General features: G+C 63.9%; 24 protein-coding genes. 18 read left to right on the top strand and 6 right to left on the bottom strand.

Annotated features, from left to right (window positions below):
* Nucleotides 1-143: 143 nt before the first annotated feature.
* Complete coding sequence (gene rpmE / locus L610_RS10215) at nt 144-365, top strand: 50S ribosomal protein L31 (protein WP_024847375.1); 222 nt, start codon at nt 144-146, stop codon at nt 363-365.
* A 120-nt stretch (nt 366-485) separates the two neighbouring features.
* The gene (locus tag L610_RS20205; RefSeq protein ID WP_156941751.1) at nt 486-641 is read left to right on the top strand and encodes a glycine zipper domain-containing protein; all 156 of its coding nucleotides are present in this window, start codon (nt 486-488) and stop codon (nt 639-641) included.
* 84 nt (nt 642-725) lie between these two features.
* Here L610_RS20205 and L610_RS10210 read toward each other — a convergent pair whose 3' ends face one another.
* Entirely contained in the window at nt 726-1,472 is a 747-nt protein-coding gene (locus tag L610_RS10210; protein WP_024847374.1) for a YebC/PmpR family DNA-binding transcriptional regulator, read from the bottom strand.
* A 190-nt stretch (nt 1,473-1,662) separates the two neighbouring features.
* Here L610_RS10210 and L610_RS10205 point away from each other — a divergent pair, with 190 nt between their 5' ends.
* Together L610_RS10205 and L610_RS10200 are read left to right on the top strand one after the other, a co-directional pair.
* Entirely contained in the window at nt 1,663-2,487 is an 825-nt protein-coding gene (locus L610_RS10205; protein ID WP_024847373.1) for an MBL fold metallo-hydrolase, read from the top strand.
* 2 nt (nt 2,488-2,489) lie between these two features.
* Nucleotides 2,490-3,059 carry a hypothetical protein gene (locus L610_RS10200; RefSeq protein WP_144704718.1) on the top strand — a complete coding sequence of 190 codons (570 nt, stop codon included), beginning with the start codon at nt 2,490-2,492 and terminating at the stop codon, nt 3,057-3,059.
* A gap of 5 nt (nt 3,060-3,064) precedes the next feature.
* Here L610_RS10200 and L610_RS10195 read toward each other — a convergent pair whose 3' ends face one another.
* The 5 genes from L610_RS10195 to L610_RS10175 all read right to left on the bottom strand — a co-directional run bounded on the left by L610_RS10195 (nt 3,065) and on the right by L610_RS10175 (nt 7,123).
* Nucleotides 3,065-3,838, bottom strand: coding sequence for a TerC family protein (locus L610_RS10195; protein ID WP_034329479.1), 774 nt, complete (start codon nt 3,836-3,838; stop codon nt 3,065-3,067).
* A 104-nt stretch (nt 3,839-3,942) separates the two neighbouring features.
* Nucleotides 3,943-4,734: an inositol monophosphatase family protein gene (locus tag L610_RS10190; protein ID WP_144704715.1), complete on the bottom strand. Its 792-nt coding sequence runs from the start codon at nt 4,732-4,734 to the stop codon at nt 3,943-3,945.
* Between the two features lie 107 nt (nt 4,735-4,841).
* Entirely contained in the window at nt 4,842-5,405 is a 564-nt protein-coding gene (gene efp, locus L610_RS10185) for an elongation factor P (RefSeq protein WP_024847369.1), read from the bottom strand.
* Nucleotides 5,406-5,505: 100 nt separating this feature from the next.
* The gene (locus tag L610_RS10180) at nt 5,506-6,468 is read right to left on the bottom strand and encodes an SEL1-like repeat protein (protein ID WP_186441419.1); all 963 of its coding nucleotides are present in this window, start codon (nt 6,466-6,468) and stop codon (nt 5,506-5,508) included.
* A 1-nt stretch (nt 6,469) separates the two neighbouring features.
* Nucleotides 6,470-7,123, bottom strand: a complete 654-nt coding sequence (locus L610_RS10175) for a thiamine phosphate synthase (protein ID WP_024847367.1) — start codon at nt 7,121-7,123, stop codon at nt 6,470-6,472.
* A 200-nt stretch (nt 7,124-7,323) separates the two neighbouring features.
* Between L610_RS10175 and L610_RS10170 the strand changes: the two genes are divergently transcribed.
* The 14 genes from L610_RS10170 (at nt 7,324) to tilS (ending at nt 20,505) form a co-directional block, all read left to right on the top strand.
* A complete protein-coding gene (locus L610_RS10170) occupies nt 7,324-8,094 on the top strand; it encodes a sulfite exporter TauE/SafE family protein (RefSeq protein ID WP_024847366.1) in 771 nt (256 codons plus the stop codon).
* A 50-nt stretch (nt 8,095-8,144) separates the two neighbouring features.
* Nucleotides 8,145-9,785 carry an acyl-CoA synthetase gene (locus tag L610_RS10165; RefSeq protein WP_024847365.1) on the top strand — a complete coding sequence of 547 codons (1,641 nt, stop codon included), beginning with the start codon at nt 8,145-8,147 and terminating at the stop codon, nt 9,783-9,785.
* Nucleotides 9,786-10,133: 348 nt separating this feature from the next.
* The gene (locus tag L610_RS10160; protein ID WP_024847364.1) at nt 10,134-10,664 is read left to right on the top strand and encodes a DUF1465 family protein; all 531 of its coding nucleotides are present in this window, start codon (nt 10,134-10,136) and stop codon (nt 10,662-10,664) included.
* Nucleotides 10,665-10,735: 71 nt separating this feature from the next.
* The gene (gene ruvC, locus L610_RS10155; protein ID WP_024847363.1) at nt 10,736-11,257 is read left to right on the top strand and encodes a crossover junction endodeoxyribonuclease RuvC; all 522 of its coding nucleotides are present in this window, start codon (nt 10,736-10,738) and stop codon (nt 11,255-11,257) included.
* A gap of 14 nt (nt 11,258-11,271) precedes the next feature.
* Nucleotides 11,272-11,889 carry a Holliday junction branch migration protein RuvA gene (gene ruvA, locus L610_RS10150; protein ID WP_024847362.1) on the top strand — a complete coding sequence of 206 codons (618 nt, stop codon included), beginning with the start codon at nt 11,272-11,274 and terminating at the stop codon, nt 11,887-11,889.
* Between the two features lie 67 nt (nt 11,890-11,956).
* Nucleotides 11,957-12,994 (top strand): Holliday junction branch migration DNA helicase RuvB, encoded by a 1,038-nt coding sequence (ruvB, locus tag L610_RS10145; RefSeq protein WP_144704708.1) that lies wholly within the window; start codon nt 11,957-11,959, stop codon nt 12,992-12,994.
* Nucleotides 12,991-13,452, top strand: a complete 462-nt coding sequence (gene ybgC, locus L610_RS10140; protein WP_024847360.1) for a tol-pal system-associated acyl-CoA thioesterase — start codon at nt 12,991-12,993, stop codon at nt 13,450-13,452. The genes ruvB and ybgC overlap by 4 nt, the downstream gene beginning before the upstream one ends.
* 263 nt (nt 13,453-13,715) lie before the next feature.
* A complete protein-coding gene (gene tolQ / locus L610_RS10135) occupies nt 13,716-14,432 on the top strand; it encodes a protein TolQ (RefSeq protein ID WP_024847359.1) in 717 nt (238 codons plus the stop codon).
* An 11-nt stretch (nt 14,433-14,443) separates the two neighbouring features.
* Nucleotides 14,444-14,890, top strand: coding sequence for a protein TolR (gene tolR, locus L610_RS10130; RefSeq protein WP_024847358.1), 447 nt, complete (start codon nt 14,444-14,446; stop codon nt 14,888-14,890).
* Between the two features lie 5 nt (nt 14,891-14,895).
* Nucleotides 14,896-15,957 carry a hypothetical protein gene (locus L610_RS10125; RefSeq protein WP_024847357.1) on the top strand — a complete coding sequence of 354 codons (1,062 nt, stop codon included), beginning with the start codon at nt 14,896-14,898 and terminating at the stop codon, nt 15,955-15,957.
* A 43-nt stretch (nt 15,958-16,000) separates the two neighbouring features.
* Nucleotides 16,001-17,311 carry a Tol-Pal system beta propeller repeat protein TolB gene (gene tolB, locus L610_RS10120; RefSeq protein WP_144704705.1) on the top strand — a complete coding sequence of 437 codons (1,311 nt, stop codon included), beginning with the start codon at nt 16,001-16,003 and terminating at the stop codon, nt 17,309-17,311.
* 255 nt (nt 17,312-17,566) lie between these two features.
* Nucleotides 17,567-18,079, top strand: a complete 513-nt coding sequence (pal, locus tag L610_RS10115; RefSeq protein ID WP_024847355.1) for a peptidoglycan-associated lipoprotein Pal — start codon at nt 17,567-17,569, stop codon at nt 18,077-18,079.
* A gap of 171 nt (nt 18,080-18,250) precedes the next feature.
* Nucleotides 18,251-19,153: a tol-pal system protein YbgF gene (ybgF, locus tag L610_RS10110; protein WP_024847354.1), complete on the top strand. Its 903-nt coding sequence runs from the start codon at nt 18,251-18,253 to the stop codon at nt 19,151-19,153.
* An 8-nt stretch (nt 19,154-19,161) separates the two neighbouring features.
* Entirely contained in the window at nt 19,162-20,505 is a 1,344-nt protein-coding gene (gene tilS / locus L610_RS10105; RefSeq protein ID WP_144704701.1) for a tRNA lysidine(34) synthetase TilS, read from the top strand.
* The last annotated feature ends 34 nt before the right edge of the window (nt 20,506-20,539 follow it).

Genomic DNA, 20,539 nt, shown 5'->3' with positions numbered 1-20,539 from the left:
TTGTGAATTCGTGCTGGCTCCTGTATAGGCCAGCCGACCGTTTTTGAAGCTGTGGCACTCAATAGCTGCGGCTTCAGGTTTTGACAGTGGGCGCATCGCCGCAGCGTAGCGCCGCAGAACGCCCATAAGCCAGGACGACACCGATGAAAGCTGATATCCATCCCGATTACCACACCATCAAGGTCGTCATGACCAATGGGACCGAATACTTCACCCGCTCCACCTGGGGCAACGACGGTGACACGATGAACCTCGACATCGACCCGAGCACGCATCCGGCGTGGACGGGCGGCACGCAGACGCTCGTCGACCGTGGCGGCCGCGTCTCGAAGTTCAAGAAGCGTTACGAAGGCCTCGGCATCTAAGCCAGCGCCTGTTCAGGACGAAACGAAGAGCCCGCCTCTCGGCGGGTTTTTTGTTGTCGAGCTCTGGCGGAACCCTTGCACGCTCCTCGCCGTTCGACTCCCGGTGAAAGGAGTTTCGCCATGAACTATCCGGACATGGCTGCCGGTATGGTCTGCGGGATCGTGGTGGGGATGGCGATCGGAATCTCGATCGGGAACATCGCGGTCGGCATTGCGATCGGTATCGCACTTGGCGCCGCGCTTGGCCGATGCTGGGGCCACTACCACGATCACTGAGCCCAGACACAGCCTGAAAAAGAAAATGCACGCGGAAGCCGGGCTCCCGCGTGCATTGTCAGATGAATTTCGTCGCTCTGCAGCTTAGGCGCTGAGCTTTGCCATGGTCGCGTCGTCGACCTCGAAGTTCGCGTAGACGTTCTGCACGTCGTCATCATCCTCGAGGGTGGCGATCAGCTTCAGGATCGAACGTGCGCGATCCTCGTCCACCGCGGTGTTGGTCTGCGGCTTCCAGATCGTCTTCACCGACTCGGGCTCGCCAAGCGAGGCTTCGAGCGCCGAGGTAACCTCGCCGATGCTCTCGAAGGCGCAGATGATGACGTGGCCATCCTCGTCCGACTGGACGTCGTCGGCGCCAGCCTCGATCGCTGCTTCCATGACCTTGTCCGCATCGCCGGCGGACGCGGGGTAGACGATCTCGCCGACACGGTCCCACAGGAATGACACCGAGCCGGTTTCACCGAGCGAACCGCCGGCCTTGGTGAAGGCGGCGCGGACGTTCGACGCAGTGCGGTTGCGGTTGTCGGTCAGTGCCTCGACGATGACGGCGACGCCGCCCGGGCCGTAACCCTCGTAGCGGACCTCTTCGTAGTTCTCGCCGTCATTGCCAGCCGCCTTGTTGATGGCGCGCTGGATGTTGTCCTTCGGCATGGACTGCGCCTTGGCGTTCTGGATCGCCAGACGCAGGCGTGGGTTCATGGCAGGGTCAGGAACGCCGAGCTTCGCAGCGACGGTGATTTCGCGCGCGAGCTTGGAAAACATCTTCGAGCGCACAGCATCCTGGCGCCCCTTGCGATGCATGATGTTCTTGAATTGTGAATGACCGGCCATGGAACCCCTGTCGACAGCTTTCGCGATGTTTCTGGATGCCGCGCCTTATAGAGAAAAGCCTCGTTGCCGTCCAGACGAGCGCATGAGGCGCCAACTCGCGAAATCGTGACGTTGCGTCAGATTTTTCCCGGTGGTTGCGAATACTCCCGCATGTACCATCACGCTGAATGCAGCCGACCGGAGACCGCTCATGCGCCTCTTGCTTGCAGCAGCATTGTTCATCAGCCTTCACTGCCTGCCGGCAGACGCGCAGGAGGCCGACGTGCCGCCGCCCAGTCGCTGCCTCGCGATCGCTGAGGAGCTTCCCCGCGTCATCTACGCCAACTACTCCGGCTCGCGCGTCCTGAAGGCTGAGGCTCCCGCCGAAGAGGCGGTCACGATCACCTATGCCGGCCACTCGACCTATGTGATCGAAAGCCCCGCCGACGTGCGCGTCGCGACCGACTTCTCCGGCGTCTACGGTAGTGAGCTGTTGCCCCGCGTGGTGACGATGAACCGCGCCCACCGCACCCACTACACGGAAGTTCCGGACGCCCGCATCGAGCACGTCCTGCGCGGCTGGAACCCGGAGGGCGGCCCTGCCCGCCACGCTCTCACCGTCGATGACGTCTACATCCGCAACGTGCCGACCGACATCCGCTCCTTTGGCGGCGGCATGATTCCGGACGGGAACTCGATCTTCATCTTCGAGATCGCCAACCTCTGCATCGGCCATCTCGGCCACCTGCACCATCACCTCGCGGACGAGCACTACGCCGCGATCGGCCGGCTCGACATCGTCATGGTGCCGATCGACGGGGGCATGACGCTCTCGGTTGAAGGCATGAGCGAGATCGCGCGGCGGCTGTTCTCCTCGATCATCCTGCCGATGCACCGGCATGCGACGCCGATCGGCGAGTTCACCAGCCTGATGGGCGAAAACTTTGACGTAAGATTCTTCGAAGAGCGCTCGTTCACGGTCTCACGGCGGGATCTGCCTCGCCGGCCGACCATTCTGGTCCTCAGCGGGGTGTGATCATGCTGACGCGCCGTGCCCTGCTCGCCGCGTTCCTGATCACCGCATTGCCGCTCCCGCTTTATGCCGAAGGAAAGCCGAACCTGGCGGACCGCGAAAAACTGTTCCGCGCCCTGCAAACAGCCACCACCGAGCGCGAGGGCCGCATGGCCGAGGACGCTGTCTGGCGCATGTGGATGGCGGAGGCGCCGACGCCCGCGATTACCGAAGCGATCTCCGAGGCAATGCGCCGGCGCGAGTCGTACGACTGGGACGGGGCGCTGGCGATCCTCGACAAGGTCGTGGCAGAGGCGCCGGACTATGCCGAAGGCTGGAACCAGCGCGCCTTCATCCGTTTCCTCAAGCGCGATTTCGAGGGCTCCCTCCAGGACATCGAGCGCACGCTTGCGCTGGAGCCCCTCCATTTCGCCGCCCTGTCCGGCCAGGCGCTGATCCTGATGCAGCAGGGGCGGATCGAGGCAGGACAGGCTGCACTCAGGCGTGCCGTCGAGATCCATCCCTGGCTCAAGGAGCGGACCATGCTGATCCCCGTGCCCGGCGAGGACATGCCAGCCACCGGGCGGGGCATCTGAAAACCTCAGTGGTGCGTGTCTGTCCCGCTTGCCTTGTCGAGCCGCTTCTTACGCCGCGCCAGCATGTTAAGGCCCTCGACCAGCGCCGAAAAACCCATTGCCGCGTAGATGTAGCCCTTCGGCACATGGAAGCCCATGCCGTCCGCAATCAGCGTCGTGCCGATCATCAGGAGGAAGCCGAGCGCCAGCATAACGATCGTCGGGTTCTGCTCGATGAAGCGCGACAGCGGGTTGACGGCAATCAACATGGTGATCACCGCGACGATCACGGCAATGTACATAAGGGCCAGCTCGTCGGTCATGCCAACGGCGGTGATGATCGAGTCGATCGAAAAGACAAGGTCGAGCAGCAGGATCTGAAACACCGCCCCGCCCAGCGATAAGGCGACCTTCTCGCCAAGCATCTGGTCCTTGGTGTCAGTCGGGTCGACCGAGTGATGGATCTCCTTGGTCGCCTTCCAGACCAGGAACAGGCCGCCGGCGATCAGGATCAGGTCGCGCCACGAGAACGGATGACCGAACAGCTCGAACAGCGGCTCGGTGAGGTGAACGATGTAGGCGACGGTCGCCAGCAGCAGCAGCCGCATGATCAGCGCGGCACCAATGCCGAGCCGGCGTGCCATCACCCGATTTTCTTCGGGAAGCTTGTTGGTGAGGATGGAGATGAAGATGAGGTTGTCGATGCCGAGGACAACCTCGAGGACGATCAGGGTAACCAGGGCAACCCACGCGGTGGGGTCCCCCACCCAGTAAAAATGTTCGCCGACGAATTCGAGCATGGGCCGCAATGTCCTCCATCCCTTGCAAAAGTCTGCAAGAGGTAGGGCTGCGGCCCAGCTTCTTCAATGAAGGAGAGCGCGCAGATCGCGCTCCGGGAGCCTGATCAGGCCTTCTTGGCCAGCTGCTGCAGCAGCTGGCGGTGGATCGGCTCGTTGGCGGCGACGATGGTGCCATCCTCGAGCATGTTCTGACCGCCCGAAATGTCGGACGAGAAGCCGCCCGCCTCGCGCACCATCAGGATGCCCGCAGCGATGTCCCACGGCGACAGCCAGCGCTCCCAGTAGCCATCAACGCGGCCGGCAGCGACATAGGCAAGGTCGAGCGATGCGGCGCCGAAGCGGCGGATGCCGGCGGCCTCGTCCATGATGTTCTTGAGCTCGATCAGCGCGACGCCGTGATGGCCGCGGCCGAGATGCGGAATGCCGGTGGTGATGACCGCGTCCGACAGCTTCGCACGCGCGGCAACGCGCAGGCGGCGGTCGTTCATGAACGCGCCGCCACCGCGCTCCGCGGTATAGAGCTCGTCCATTGCCGGGTTGTAGATGACGCCGGCGACGATCTGACCCTGGCGCTCCAGCGCGATCGAGATCGCGAAGATCGGAATGCCGTGCAGGAAGTTGGTGGTGCCGTCGAGCGGATCGACGATCCAGCGGTGCTGGTCATCGTCGCCAGCGACCGTGCCGCGCTCTTCCATCAGGAAGGAATAGCCGGGACGCGCCCGCGACAGTTCCGAGTAGATGATCTCTTCCGCCCTGCGGTCCGCCTGGCTGACGTAATCGCCGGGACCCTTCAGCGAAACCTGGAGGTTCTGAACCTCACCGAAGTCGCGTGCCAGCGACTTGCCGGCCTTCATGGCTGCTTGCACCATGACGTTGATGATCGCCGAACGCGCCATGAACTTTCTCCGAAACCGTCTGTTGCTCGTTCAAAGAGCTGGCGCTCAGCCGTGCGCCGCGGTCATGCCGCGGCGCCAGGCGTGAGCAGTAATCGTATCACCAACGATCAGGCGCGGCTGACGTAGGTGATTTCGTTGGTGTCGATGATGACCTTCTCGCCCGCCGAGATGAACGGCGGAACCAAAACGCGGATGCCGTTCTCAAGCACGGCCGGCTTGTAGGACGACGCAGCCGTCTGGCCCTTAACGACCGGGTCGGCATCGGTGATGGTAAGCGTGACCTGATCCGGCAGCTTGATGCCGATCGGACGGTCCTCGTGCAGTTCGACGGTCACCTTCATGCCGTCCTGCAGGAACGCGGCGCGCTCGCCAACGAAGTCCTTTTCGAGCTCGAGCTGCTCGTAGCTCTCGTCGTCCATGAACACCAGCGCATCGCCCTGCTCATAGAGGAACGTGAAGTCCTTCTGCTCGAGACGGACGCGCTCGACGGTCTCCGCAGCGCGGAAACGCTCGTTCAGCTTGGTGCCGTTGATGAGGTTCTTCAGCTCGACCTGGTTATAGGCGCCGCCTTTGCCAGGCTTCACCGCATTGGTCTTCACCGCCACCCAGAGGCCGCCATCGTGCTCGATGACGTTGCCCGGACGGATTTCGTTGCCGTTGATCTTAGCCATTGCTCGGTTCCGGAATATTGGAGGGGCGCGCCGACGTGCGGGCACGCATCATCGGGTTTCCAAGAACACAAAACGCCCTCAGAGGCAAGAGTAGCCCGATTCAGTTGAGCCTGTTGGCGTCGAGAGTAGCCAGCCGGATTTCCTCCTCGGTCATGCCGTCGAGCTGGTCTTCCATGATCGGGTCGATCAGCCCTGCGCGGCGCGCGCGCAGGTACCACTTCGCTGCCTGGATGCGGTCGGGCTCGACGCCGACGCCGGCACGATAGAGCTTGGCGACACGGTTTTGGGCGGCGGGATTACCCGCGCTTGCCGCGCGCATCAGCCAGCCAAAACCTTCCGCCTGGCCGGCCGCCGTGCCGCTGTGGTCTACCAGCCAGGTGCCGAGCTCGATCTGTGCTGTGTCAAAGCCCTGCTGCGCTGCCTTCTCCAGCCACTCGCGCGCTTCCTTGCCGTTGATCGACTTGCCGTCCAGTCCCTCCGTGCGCACCTGCGCCATCGCATACTGCGCTTCGGGAAGGCCGGCGGTTGCCGCCTTTTCGAGATAGGGTACAGCCTCCGCATAGCCGCGCTGGCCGGGAATGCGCGCAATCGCCATTTGCGCGTAGTTGAACTGCGCAAGGCGGTGGCCCTGATCGGCCGCCTTCTTCATCAGCGTGTAGGCGCGCTCGCGGTCGCGGATCTCCGGCCCGCCATCCAGCAGGATCATCGCCAGCTGGAAGGTTGCCTCCGGCACGTTACGCTCGGATGCCTTCTCGTACCATTCCATCGCCTTGGCGATGTCCGGCTTCACGCCGAGCCCACGCGAATAGATTTCGGCTACGAGCGTTTGCGATGCCGGGTTGCCCGCTTCCGCGAGCGGCGTCGCGAGCCGCAGCGCCGTGAGGTAGTAGCCTCGCTGGTAAGCGGCGTAGGCTACATCCGCCGGGCTCTCGCTGAAGCGGCCCGGATCGACATTCTCGAGCGACGGCGCGGTCACCCGGCCGCCATCAGGCATCTGGGCGGCAGCGGGCGATGCCGCCCATCCGGCCAGTCCCGTCAGAATGATAACGGCTAGACGCTTCAACTCACTCCCCATCCTCGAAACGAGGTGCGCGTTCATCCAGAAGTTCGTTTGCGCGCTTGACCGCCGCTGCCGGGTCGCCACCATCGCCGTAAACCGCGGCAGACAGGGCGACGAAGTCCGCGCCCGTCGCCGCGACCGCGATGACAGATTCAAGATCTGAACCGCCCAGCACGATGCAAGGCAGCTGCACCATCTCCGCCCACCAGCCACCGAGCTTGAGGTTGCGGGGATGCGGCTCTGGCTTGCTGTCGTAGCCGAACCGACCGAAGAACATGTAGTCGGGACGTGCCTCGCCGAGCTCCAGCGCGTCGTCGCGCGTGGTGACGCCCCCGGTGCCCACCATCAGCTTCGCCTGGTGCTTGTCGATCACCTCTTCGAGCGACTTGCGGTTCGTCTCGATATGGATGCCGTCTGCCTTGGCGCGTGCGGCGATGCGCGGATCGCCCGCCACCATCACGGCAACGCCGGCGGCCTGCGCGGCCGGGGCGATCGTCTCGGTGTATTTCTGCAGCGCGTCGTCATCCATGCCCCACTGCGGCAGGATGAGCGAGGCGACATCCCCGCCTTCCAGTGCCGCGAGCAGGCGCTCGGGTGCGGCACCCTCGGGCGCCACAAGGACGATACGGCAGCGATTCGGTATCTCGGTCGGGTTCATGAACTTCCTGCTTCTCGGCCTCAATGGATGGCGATCGTGGTTGGATTTGGGCAGTCACGCATGGGCAGGCAGACAATAGCCCAGCGGAAGGCCCGGCTGCTCCTCCAGTCGTCTTCTCCGGCTTTAGAGCAACGCAACGCCCTCGCCAAGCGTGCGCTTCCGGTCTATGGGTTCGCAAACAACGCAGCGCCCCGCCTCAAATGTATTCCCTGCTCGCTGATCCCTGGTTCTACGCCACCGCCGTTCCGGCCGTGGTGCTCGTTGGTCTGTCGAAGGGCGGTCTGGGCGGCGCGATGGCGCTGATCGGCGTACCGCTGATGACGCTCGTCATCTCGCCAGTGCAGGCGGCGGCGATCATGCTGCCGATCCTGATCGTCATGGACATCGTTTCGCTGTGGTCGTGGCGCGGTCATCGCGACGACCTAACCCTGAAGCTGATGCTGCCTGGTGCGCTGGCGGGCATCGGGATCGGCTGGCTGACGGCAGCGGTGGTGACGGCGGGAGCCGTCCGCCTCATCGTCGGTGTCGTTGCACTCGCCTTTGCGCTGCGCTGGCTATGGCAGAAGCTTCGCTCGATCGAGCACGTGGGCTCACACAGCGCGATCAGGGGCACGTTCTGGGGGGTAATTTCGGGCTTCACCAGCTTTGTTGCCCATGCGGGAGGCCCGCCCTACCAGGTCTACACCCTGCCGCTGCGGCAGACGCCGAGCCTGTTCGTCGGCACCAGCGTCACCTTCTTTGCGATCATGAACGCAGTAAAACTTATCCCCTATTTCGCCCTGGGACAGTTCGACGCAACTAACCTAGCGGCATCAGCTGTGCTCATGCCCCTCGCACCCCTTGCAACACTTGCGGGTGCCTGGATCGTGCGCCGGATCAAGCCCGAAATGTTCTATCCTTTCATGTACACTATGGTGATGATTGTTGGCGCAAAACTGATATGGGACGGTGTTTTCGAACTCTGGGGTTGATGACGGTCCTGTCGCCGTACGAGAATCCCCGGCGACAGGAGGGAATTCTGATGAGCAACCCCTACGAGATCGGGCTCGACAAAAATCCTGCGAACTATCAGCCGCTGACACCGCTCACCTATCTCGAGCGTGCAGCGAAGGTGTTCCCCAACCAGGTCGCGATTATCCATGGCAAGTCGCGCACGACCTACGCCGAGTTCTGGCGCCGTTCACTGAAGCTTGCTTCGGCGCTCGCCAAACGCGGCATCGGCAAGGGCGATACGGTCAGCGTCATGCTGTCGAACACGCCGCCGATGCTCGAGGCGCATTTTGGCGTACCGATGGTGAAGGCAGTACTGCATTCCCTCAACACGCGCCTTGATGCCGCGATCATCGCCTTCCAGCTCGACCACTCGAATTCGAAGCTGCTCATCGTCGACCGCGAGTTCTCGGGCGTCGTCAGGGAAGCGCTGCAGATCGCCACCGTGAAGCCGCTCATCATCGACTTCGATGATCCGGAATTTGGCGACGACGCTCCTTATGCGAAGGGCGACCGTATCGGCGAGCTCGACTATGAGGAATTCGTCTCCAGCGGCGACGAGGACTTCGCCTGGTCGATGCCGGACGACGAATGGGACGCGATCGCGCTCAACTACACCTCGGGCACGACCGGCAATCCGAAGGGTGTCGTCTACCATCACCGCGGCGCGGCGCTGATGGCCTACACCAACACGATCCACGCCGGCATGGGCCGCAACCCGGTCTATCTGTGGACGCTGCCGATGTTCCACTGCAACGGCTGGTGCTTCCCGTGGACCCTGGCGCTGACTGCCGGCACGCATGTCTGCTTGCGCTGGGTGCGCGCCAAGGCAATGTACGACGCGATCGCCGATTTTGGCGTCACCCATCTGTGCGGCGCACCGATCGTCATGTCCGCCCTCCTCAATGCCCCGGAAGGCGAGAAGCGCGACTTCCCGCAGATCGTCACCTTCAACACCGCGGCCGCCCCTCCGCCCGAGACGGTTCTCGCCGCGATGCAGGAAGCCGGCTTTGCCGTCGTCCACCTCTATGGCCTTACCGAAACTTACGGCCCGGCAGTGGTCAACGAGTGGCACGCCGAGTGGGATGAACTGCCGAAGGATCAGCGAGCGGCCAAGAAAGCTCGCCAGGGCGTCCGCTACGCTGCGCTCGAGGGCCTGTCAGTGCGCGATCCGGAGACGATGGAAGAGACTCCTGCCGATGGCGAGACCATCGGCGAGGTCATGTTCCGCGGCAACATCGTCATGAAGGGCTACCTGAAGAACCTGCCCGCTACCGAGGAAGCGTTCGCCGGCGGCTGGTTCCACTCGGGCGACCTCGGCGTGATGCATCCGGACGGCTACATCCAGCTCAAGGACCGCTCGAAGGACATCATCATCTCCGGCGGCGAGAACATTTCCTCGATCGAGGTTGAGGATGCGCTCTACAAGCACCCGGCGGTGGCGTCCTGCGGCGTTGTCGCCAAGCCTGACGAGAAGTGGGGCGAGACGCCCGTCGCCTTCGTCGAGCTGAAGCCCGGCGCGGTCGTCACCGAAGAGGAGATGATCGAGCACTGCCGTTCGCTTCTGGCGCGCTTCAAGTGCCCGCGCAAGATCATCTTCACCGAGATCCCGAAGACCTCCACCGGCAAGATCCAAAAATTCCGCCTGCGCGACCTAGCCAAGGAGGCGTGATTCGCCAGCGCGAACCCGGTAACCGGACGTTAAGCTTAACGTCCGGTTGGCGCGTTAAGGTTCGGTTAAGCATTCCGTGTCATAGCTGTGGGTATCCAGACTTCTGGATTCTTACTGAGTGGCTCGGCCACTTCGTTTGACGCCTCCCTGTTTAACTCCTGAGAGCCGCCTTCCGCGGCTCTTTTTTTGTCTTGAGCCAGGCTCTTGCGCCACCTTTTCGCCGTTAACCCTTCGTTAAACATGTGCTTGCGTTGCGGTGGGTAACGGACCAAATTCGACTTCATATCGTTCCCCACCGGGACGATATGCACGAGCGTCGATTTTCCAGTGTGCGTAGGGAAGCGGTTAATGTTTGGACAGATTTGCGAGGAAACGAACACGATCAAGCTCGCCGAGCGTCGCGTGTTCTCGAATTCGTTCAAGCCGCTTTATGACGAGGGCATGAGCCTCGTCGAGCAGGCTGCGGAGTACCTCGACGGCGACGGTCGCGCCGAAGCCAAGAAGCTCTCGCGCGTTGCCGCCACCCTCTATGCGGCTGAATCCATGCGCCTGACCACCCGCCTGATGCAGATCGCATCGTGGCTGCTGCTGCAGCGCGCCGCCAATTCCGGCGAGATGACCCGCGACCAGGTCGCGGCCGAGAAGTCGAAGGTCCGTCTAGACACGGCGTCCGCGCACACGGACACGCCGGGCTGGAACGAGCTGCCGCCGGCATTCCTCGCCATCGTTGACCACTCGTTGCGCCTGCAGGCCCGCGTACGCCGCATGGACGAGCAGATCTACGGCGACTCGCTGCCGGGCTTTCCCGGCATGGGCCGCAGCATCAACCCGGTCAATGAACAGCTGAACCTCTTGCAGACCGCTTTCGGCCGCAGCTGATTCCTCACTTCACGTTTCTGTTTTGTTCACTTTGTGATGGCATTCATATGCCATCTGCATAGAGTGAGCAAATGCACGAAACGATTCGCATCATCGGCATCGATCCGGGCCTCAGGCGCACCGGCTGGGGCATCGTCGACGCGCTGGGCAACTCCCTGCGCTTCGTTGCCTCCGGCACGGTGCGTTCCGATCAGGACGCCGACCTCGCCTCCCGCCTGCGCCAGCTGCATGACGGGCTTGCAGCGATCGTTCACAACTTCATGCCGCACGAGGCTGCCGTCGAGCAAACGTTCGTCAATAAGGACGCGACGGCGACGCTGAAGCTAGGCCAGGCGCGCGGCATCGCCATGCTGGTGCCCGCGCTCGCCGGCCTTCCCGTCGCCGAATACGCCCCCAACGCCGTCAAGAAGACGGTGATCGGCGTCGGCCACGGCGACAAGAAGCAGATTCACATGATGGTGAATGTGCTGATGCCGAAGGCGACCTTCGATACGGACGATTCGGCCGACGCGCTTGCGATCGCCATCTGCCATGCCCATCATCGCCAGAGCGTCAGCGGAAGAATGGCCGCGGCCCTCGCCGCTGCCGGATAGGTCGGGGGAACGGCATGATCGGGAAGCTGAAGGGAACCGTCGACGAGATCGCCGAGGACCACTGCGTCATCGACGTCCACGGTGTCGGCTATCTTGTCTATTGCTCGGCCCGCACCCTTGGCTCCCTTGGCGGCACAGGCGTTGCAGCCGTCCTCTTCATCGAGACCTATGTCCGCGAGGACATGATCCGGCTCTATGGTTTCGCCTCGGCACTGGAGCGTGAGTGGTTCCGCCTGCTGCAGAACGTGCAGGGCGTCGGCGCCAAGGTCGCGCTTGCGGTTCTTTCGACCCTCTCTCCGTCCGAACTCGCTAACGCGATCGCGCTGCGCGACATCGCCATGGTTTCGCGCGCTCCGGGCGTCGGAAAGAAGGTCGCCGAGCGCATCGTCACTGAACTGAAGAGCAAGGCCCCGGCCTTTGCCGGCGAGGCAACCGGCACGATCGGGCTCAAGCAGGAACTCGGCGAGGGCGTCGCCCCGGCCCCGGTCGCGGATGCCGTCTCCGCGCTCACCAATCTCGGCTACTCGCGCGACATTGCCGCGAATGCGATAGCCGCCGCGGTTAAGGTCGCTGGCGAGGACGCCGACTCGGCCAAACTCATCCGCCTTGGCCTCAAGGAGCTGGCGCGGTGAGCACCTGCCGTTCAAACTTGAGGCTTGAGATGAGACAGGCTGAGTCTCCTCTGCTAAGGAAGCGCTCATGAGCCTCGCCCCACGATTGATCACTCCGGAAAAGCGCGGCGAAGACCTCGATGTCTCGCTGCGGCCGCAGACGCTTGACGATTTCGTCGGGCAGGCGGCGGCGCGCGCCAACCTGAAGATCTTCATCGAGGCCGCGAAGAACCGCGGCGAAGCGCTCGACCACGTCCTGTTCGTCGGCCCGCCCGGTCTCGGCAAGACGACGCTGGCGCAGATCATGGCGCGCGAGCTCGGCGTCAACTTTCGCTCGACCTCGGGCCCGGTCATCGCCAAGGCAGGCGATCTCGCAGCGCTGCTGACCAATCTCGAGGAACGCGACGTCCTCTTCATCGACGAGATTCACCGCCTCAATCCGGCGGTCGAGGAAATCCTCTATCCCGCGATGGAGGATTTTCAGCTCGACCTCATCATTGGCGAGGGCCCGGCCGCGCGCTCGGTCAAGATCGACCTTGCCCGCTTTACGCTGGTGGCCGCAACGACGCGCCTTGGCCTGCTGACCAACCCGCTCCGCGACCGTTTCGGCATTCCGACCCGGCTTGAGTTCTATACGGTTGAGGAGCTGGAGCAGATCGTCAGCCGTGGCGCGCGCATCCTCGGCCTGCCGATGAGCAAGGACGGCGCAATCGAGGTTGCCCGCCGTGCCCGCGGCACGCCGCGTATCGCCGGCCGCCTGCTGCGCCGCGTCCGTGACTTCGCCACCGTCGCCGGCGCAGAAATCGTAGACCGCAAGGTGGCCGACGCGGCACTCACCCGCCTCGAGGTCGATGCGCTTGGCCTCGACAGCCTCGACCGCCGCTATCTCGGCATGATCGCCCGCAACTTCGGTGGCGGCCCTGTTGGCATCGAGACGATCGCGGCGGGCCTTTCCGAGCCGCGCGACGCGATCGAGGATATAATCGAGCCCTATCTGATCCAGCAGGGCTTCATCCAGCGCACGCCGCGGGGGCGCGTGCTGACGCGCATCGCCTGGGAACACCTCGGCCTCAACGCGCCGGAAAACGTGACCGCGAGCCAGATCAACCTGTTCGACGACGAATGAGCAATCCTGAAAACCCTTCGGTCGGCCTCGCCGGCGAGCTGACGGACTTCGGCCACCGGATCGTCGCCCGCGTCTACTATGCCGACACCGACTTCTCCGGTGTCGTGTATCACGCGCGCTATCTCGAGTTCCTGGAGCGCGGCCGCTCTGATTTCCTGCGGCTTGCGGGCGTCCACCACACCGACCTTGCCGACGGCGTGCATGGTGAAAAGCTCGCCTGGGTCGTGCGCCGCATGGAGATCGACTTCAAGGCCCCTGCCCGCATCGACGACATTCTGACGGTCGAAACCCGCACCGAAAGCGTTTCGGGTGCCCGCATCCACATGGCGCAGGTACTGAAGCGCGGTGAAGAGGTGCTGGTGGAAGCCAAGGTCGAGGCCGCAATCATCAGTCAATCCGGCCGCCCGCGGCGTTTCCCGAAGGAATGGATAGCGGCGTTCATGCTCAAGTGCGGCTGAGTAATCAGTCGTCACTCCCTCCGACAGCCTCGCCGCCCTACATCACATCTGCGCCACTCCTAACCCATCATTAACCTTAACCCTCCATCAAGAAGACAGTGAAAGTTGTGCCGTTTCCGCGCGCCTTCCTTTCACCAAAATTGGACCCGAAAAGGCCGGGCAACAGCGCACTTTGGCGCGTTCCGGCTTTCAGGGAGCGAAACGTCGAGTGATGGGTGCGCTTGGCCGGCACTGCCGACCCGAGATCTTAGGGACTAGGTTTCATGGAACAAATGGCACTAACCGCACCTGGCGGTGACCATTCTTTGTGGGCGCTGTTCTGGCAGGCGAGCTGGGTGGTCAAGCTAGTGATGCTGGGCCTGCTTGGAGCGTCCGTCTGGACCTGGGCCATCATCATCGACAAGACGCTCGCCTTCAATCGCATGCGCGCGGCGCTCAACCGCTTTGAGGAAGTGTTCTGGTCCGGCCAGTCGCTGGAAGAACTCTATCGCTCGCTGTCGGAGCGCAAGACTGCCGGCATGGGCTCAATCTTCGTTGCCGCCATGCGCGAGTGGAAGAAGAGCTTTGAAAAGGGCGTGAAGTCGCCCATCAGCCTGCAGAACCGCATCGACAAGGCGATGGACCTCGCGCTGACCCGCGAGATGGAAGCGCTGGAAAGCCGGATGGGCTTCCTTGCCACCGTTGGTTCCGCCGGCCCGTTCATCGGCCTGTTCGGCACGGTCGTCGGCATCATGACTTCGTTCCAGTCGATTGCGGCCTCCGGTCAGACCAACCTTGCGGTTGTGGCACCCGGTATCGCCGAGGCGCTGCTTGCCACCGCGATTGGTCTTCTCGCCGCTATCCCGGCCACCATTGCTTACAACAAGCTGACCGCCGATGCGGCCAAGCTCGGCCTTCGCATGGAAGGCTTCGCCGACGAGTTCTCGGCCATCCTTTCGCGCCAAATCGATGAAAAGGTGCCCGTCCGGGCAGCGGCCTAGGAGTTAGTCGGATGGGTATGTCCTTTGGACAGAATGGCGGTGGACGATCGCGGCGTGGCCGGCGCTCGAAGGCGCTTGTCTCCGAGATCAACGTCACGCCGCTCGTCGACGTGATGCTCGTGCTGCTCATCATCTTCATGGTGGCCGCGCCCCTGATGACGGCGGGCGTGCCGATCGACCTGCCGGAGTCGAGCGCCAAGGCGCTCAACGCCGACAAGCAGCCGATCACCGTGTCGGTCAATTCCCAGGGCCAGATCTTCCTTCAGGAAACCGAGATCACCTTCGACGAGATCGTCCCACGCCTGCAGGCGATCGCCGAGACCGGTTATGACGAGCGCGTGTTCGTGCGCGCCGATGGTGCTGCGGACTACGCCAGCGTCATGCGCGTGCTTGGCCGGATCAATGCCGGCGGCTTCCGCAATGTCGGTCTCGTGACCCTTCCTGAACAGGGCAGCTAGGATAAATGAAGGCCGGCCTGTCCACATCGCTGGCACTGCATGCCCTCGCTCTCGCAGCGGGTCTTTTCACGCTGTCGTCGCCGCGGCCGCTCGAGCTGACGAATGCCGAGTCGTTCCCGGTCGACATCGTGCCGATCGAGGAGATCGCGCAGAGCGTGAAGGGCGACAAGAAGGCGCCCGTGGCCGAGAAGCCTGCGCCGGTTCCCACCTCCAAGCCCGACATTGTCGAGGACGCGCAGGAGGTAGGCGACAACAAGATCGACCTGCCGACCCCGCCGACGCCCGAGCCCAAGCCGCGTCCGGTCGAGACGGCGGAGGCCCCTCCGCCGGCTCCCGATCCAAAGCCGACGCCAACTCCCGAGCCCGAGCCTGAGGCAGCCCCCGCTCCGGAACCGCAGCCGGTCCCGGCGACCGAGGTCGCGCCCAAGCCTGAGCCCAAGCAGGAAGTGAAGCCGGACCCCGCGCCTGAGCCGGTACAGCCGGAACAGCCGAAGCAGGACATGGCAGCGCTGCCGGACGTCGCGCCGGTGCCGCAGAGCAAGCCGCAGCCGCCCAAGGCGCAGACCGCGCGCACGCCTGACCGCAAGGAGCCTGAAAAACCGCGCGAGGAGAAGCGTCGCGAGACCGCGTCCAGCAGCGATTCGAACGAAAAGAGCGTCGAGGACCAGGTCGCCGCGCTGCTCAATCGCGAGAAGGCATCGGGTGGCGGCGCCAAGCGTTCGGAGCAGCAGGCTGCGCTCGGCGGACGCCAGACCACGGGCGCCAAGCTCAGCCAGAGCGAGATGGACGCGCTGCGCGGCCAGATCCAGCGCTGCTGGAACGTTCCGGCCGGTGCGGCGGATGCCGAGAACCTGAAGGTGTCGGTGCAGTTCAGGCTTTCCCCGTCGGGCGAGCTTGAAGGTGACCCGCGCATCGTCGCCGGCGGCGGCTCGGGCGGCATCGAACGCACGGCGGCTGAATCGGCCCGCCGCGCGGTGATCCGCTGCGCGCCCTACAACCTTCCATCTGAGAAATACGAAGCCTGGGCAGACGTGATTGTCCACTTCGATCCGCGGGACATGTTCTGAACGTACATTCCATGAGCCCATCCGGACCCATGAGGCCAAAAGAATGAAAAACACACTGACTGCATTCTTCTCCATCGGACTGATGGCCGCCGGCATCGCGCTGGCCGCTGTCCAACCGGCTCGGGCGCAATTGGAAATCGACATCACGCAGGGCGTGGTCGAGCCGATGCCGATTGCGATCACCGATTTCGTCTCTTCTGGCTCGCAGGGTGCGGAAATCGCCGCCGTCGTGGCCGCTGACCTGAAGCGTTCCGGCCTGTTCAAGCCGATCGACAAGGGTGCCTTCATCGAGAAGGTCAGCAACCCGGATGTGGCCCCCCGCTTCAACGACTGGACCGTCATCAACGCGCAGGCGCTGGTCACCGGCCGCGTCAGCCAGGAGGCCGATGGTCGCCTGCGCGCCGAGTTCCGTCTTTGGGACACTTTTGCCGGCCAGCAGCTGATTGGCGAGCAGTTCTTCGCCAACCCGACGAACTGGCGCCGGGTCGCTCACATCATCGCCGACGCGATCTACGAGCGCCTCACCGGTGAGAAGGGCTACTTCGACACCCGCATCGTCTATGTCGACGAGAGTGGCCCGAAGAACGGCCGCGTCAAGCGTCTCGCCATCATGGACCAGGACGGCGCCAACCAGCGAACCCTGACCGATGGCCGTTCGATCGTGATGACGCCGCGCTTCTCGCCGAACCGGCAGGAAATCACCTACATGTCCTACGAAGGCTCGCAGCCGCAGGTCTACCTGCTGCAGATCGAGACCGGCCAGCGCGAGCTCGTCGGCAACTTCCCCGGCATGACGTTCGCGCCGCGTTTCTCGCCGGATGGCCAGAAGGTCATCATGAGCCTGATGCGCGAGGACGGTAATTCCAACATCTACACAATGGACCTGCGCAGCCGTAACACCACCCGGCTGACCAACTCGAACTCGATCGACACTTCGCCGTCCTATTCGCCGGACGGCAGCCGCATCGTCTTCACCTCTGACCGCGGCGGCCGCCCGCACATCTACACGATGGGCGCGGATGGCTCGAACCCGCAGCGCATCTCCTTCGGCGACGGCACCTATTCGACGCCGGTCTGGTCCCCGCGCGGCGACCTCATCGCCTTCACCAAGCAGACCGCCGGCGAGTTCCAGATCGGCGTGATGCGCACCGACGGCTCGGGCGAGCGCATCCTCTCCTCCGGCCGCCTGCAGGAAGGCCCGACCTGGGCGCCAAATGGCCGCGTGCTGATGTTCTTCCGCGAGACCGGCGGCGGACCGAAGCTGTTCTCGATCGACCTGACCGGCCGTAACGAGCAGCCGATCCCGACGCCGAACTTCGCTTCGGACCCGGCGTGGTCGCCGCTGCTCGACTAAACCCGGGGCCTCCGTCTGTTAACGATTGCTCGAACCGCCCGCCTACAAGCGGGCGGTTTGGTTTTGCCGCCACAGCAATGTCATTTTCGCCGCATTTCGGCCCAAAGTTGCGTCGAGAAGCGCAGAATCGCTGAGTCCGGAGGAACTTCGAACGCGCGTTCGGGATTCGTTAACCCTGTTTCTTGAATGAAATTTAACCGCAACATGGTTACTGGACGCTCAATCAATTCACTCAAATGCGAAGGAGAGGCGGCAATGCGCCGTATCGCAGCCATCACCCGCAACCCGGTCGCCATCGCGCTCGTTGCCATGCTCGCAGTCGCGGGCTGTGCGGGCAAGAACACCCCCAACAACGCCGCTGACCTTGGCCTCGGCGGTGCGGGGGCTGGTGCCGCAACACCCGGATCGACGCAGGACTTCACGGTCAACGTTGGTGACCGCATCTTCTTCGATACCGACTCGTCGCTGATCCGCGCCGACGCCCAGCAGACGCTGGCCCGTCAGGCCCAGTGGCTGAACCGCTACGCCCAGTACTCGATCACCGTCGAGGGTCATGCCGACGAACGCGGTACCCGCGAGTACAACCTGGCGCTCGGTGCTCGCCGCGCCGCCGCTGCCCGCGACTTCCTCGTCTCGCAGGGCGTTGCGGCCAACCGCATCCGCACCATTTCCTACGGCAAGGAGCGCCCGGTTGCTGTCTGCGACGACATCTCGTGCTGGTCGCAGAACCGCCGCGCTGTCACCGTACTGGGTGGCGCCGGCAGCTAAGCCGGTCGGCATCGAAAGAGATGAAGAGGCGGTCCTTGCGGGCCGCCTTTTTTTCATGGGCCGCAGCAATCACAATTTGGCCGAACTGAGCTGTGCTGATAAGTAACGGCCCGTCGGTCCACTGGGGTGGCCGGCAGCAACTCAAGGTCACGCAACCGAGGTAAGGGATCCATGTTTCTGCGAACCTTGTTCAGCGGTCTCGTCGCGCTGACGCTGACACTGTCTCTTGCGGCTCCCGCCACCGCCCAGATCGCCGATCCGCGCGTGGCTCAGCTGGAAGAGCAGATCCGTCAGCTCACCGGCACGGTCGAGGAACTCAACTTCCAGATCCTGCAGATGCAGGATCAGCTTCGCCGCATGCAGGAAGACAATGAGCAGCGCTTCCAGGAACTGGAAGAGCGGCGCTCTGACGCCGGGCCGGCATCCACCCAGGATGCCGCGCCGCGCGACCTCGCGGCCACGCAGGACACCGGCAGCGGCGACGACGAGTTCTACCGCAGCGTTCCGCAGGTCGAGAACGGCGCGCAGGTTCTCGGCACCCCGCCGCGCACACTCGGCAGCATCACCTTCGACGCTCAGGGCAACCCGATCGCCGCCGATGCCGCGCCGCAGCCGCTTGAACCTGCCGCGCCTGCCGCCCAGGCAGCTCCGGCTGACGGTACCGCCGTCGCAGCGCTGCCCACCGGCGGCGATGCCGATGACGAAATCTACCGCACCGCCTACCAGTTCGTTCTTTCCGGCGACTACGCCACAGCCGAGGCCGGTTTCCGCGACCTGATCGCCCGCTTCCCCGAGAGCGAGCACGCCGCGGACGCCCACTTCTGGCTTGGCGAAGCGCTGCTTGGACAGAAGAAGCCGCGCGAGGCGGCCGAAATCTTCCTCGCCGCCAACCGCAATTTCCCTAAGGCTCGTAAGGCACCCGAAATGCTGTTCAAGCTCGGTGTCTCGCTCGCAGCCATGAACCAGCGCGACCTTGCCTGCGCGACCTTCGGCGAGGTGCTGCAGCGCTATCCGCAGGCGACCGACGCCCTGCGTGACCGCGTTAAGCAGGAACAGGCTACAGCCTCCTGCTGATCAGCCCGATGGGCCCGGATCCCCGCCAGCTCTTTGCCCGGCTTGATGCGCTATCGGGCGCCGTCTTGGCCGTCTCCGGCGGCAGCGACTCCCTCGCCCTCCTTCTTCTGGCTCACCACCATTTTCGCGAGCACGGCCTGCCGATGCTTGCCGTGACAGTCGACCATTGCCTGCGCCCGGAGGCAGCCGACGAAGCCGAAACCGTCGCCGCCTTCTGCCGCGAGCGCGGCATTTCCCACCGCATCATGGTCTGGGATGGCGAAAAGCCGTCGACCGGCATCAGCGAGGCGGCGCGTGAGGCGCGCTACCAGCTACTGGCCCAAGCGGCAGGGGAAGCCGGCACCAACATCATCCTCGTCGGCCACACCATGGACGATCAGGCCGAGACCGTTGCGATGCGCCTTGCGCGTGGAGAAGGTTCTGGCCTCGCCGGAATGGCCGACGCCACGCTCTATGACGAGCGTTTCTGGATCCTTCGCCCTCTCCTTTCCGTTCGCCGCAAGCAGCTGCGCGCCTATTTGTCAGCGCAAGACGTCCGCTGGATCGACGATCCCTCGAACGAAAGCGACAAGTATGAACGCGTGCGCGTGCGCCAGTCGCTTGATGACCACCAGGTCCTCGCTCTTACAGAACGCGCCAGAATTGAGGGCGAACAGCGCCACACGCTCGCCGAAGCGGCAGCCGCCGAGATCAAGCGACACGTGACGATGCCGCTACCCGGCCTCTTCCGCGTCGCCCCACAGATGTTCGCGGGTCCCAGGCCTTCGTCAGTTCTTGCGCTGCGAGCCCTCCTCGCCACCGCCGGCGGGTCCCCTCGCCTGCCAGATCTCGGGCGCGCTGAAGCGCTTTATCGACGACTTGAAGCAGGCGAAAAGATGCGCGCCACATTGTCGCGCGCGGTGATCGACCGGCGCCGCGACGCTGTCTTCATCTGGCGCGAGAACCGCGACGTCCCCACGGTTGCGCTCAATAGCGACGAGGCCATCTGGGATGGGCGTTGGCGCATCCGTGGTGGGAGGGGGCTTGTCGTCTCGCCGACGTGTCCCGATCTTCCGGAAAATCAAGCCATTGAAGATGTTCCAAACAGCATCGCCCGCGCCGCCCGATCTGTGCTGCCGGCGCTGTCGCCAGCAGAGGTCACTGCAACCGCAGGTTCAGCGACGATTGAGCCGGCTGCGGCGCCCTTCTCCCGCTTCCTGCCTGAGTTCGACTTGGCGTTGGCGCAGGCAGTCGCAAAGTTGCTCGACAGTGCGGCGTTGCCGCCCTTGCCATGGAAGCAACAAATTGACACGCAACCCTTAACCGAACGCGGTGCTTCTGCTTGGCAAGGCCCGGCACGCTGCCTATGTTAAGCTCAGCACCCACCGAGATGGCACCTGTGTCCGC

Origin of the sequence: Aminobacter sp. J44 (genome assembly GCF_007829415.1) — a bacterium.
GTDB lineage: Bacteria > Pseudomonadota > Alphaproteobacteria > Rhizobiales > Rhizobiaceae > Aerobium.
Note: the sequence above shows the minus strand (reverse complement) of the source record. Positions and strands in the feature narration are given on the sequence as shown.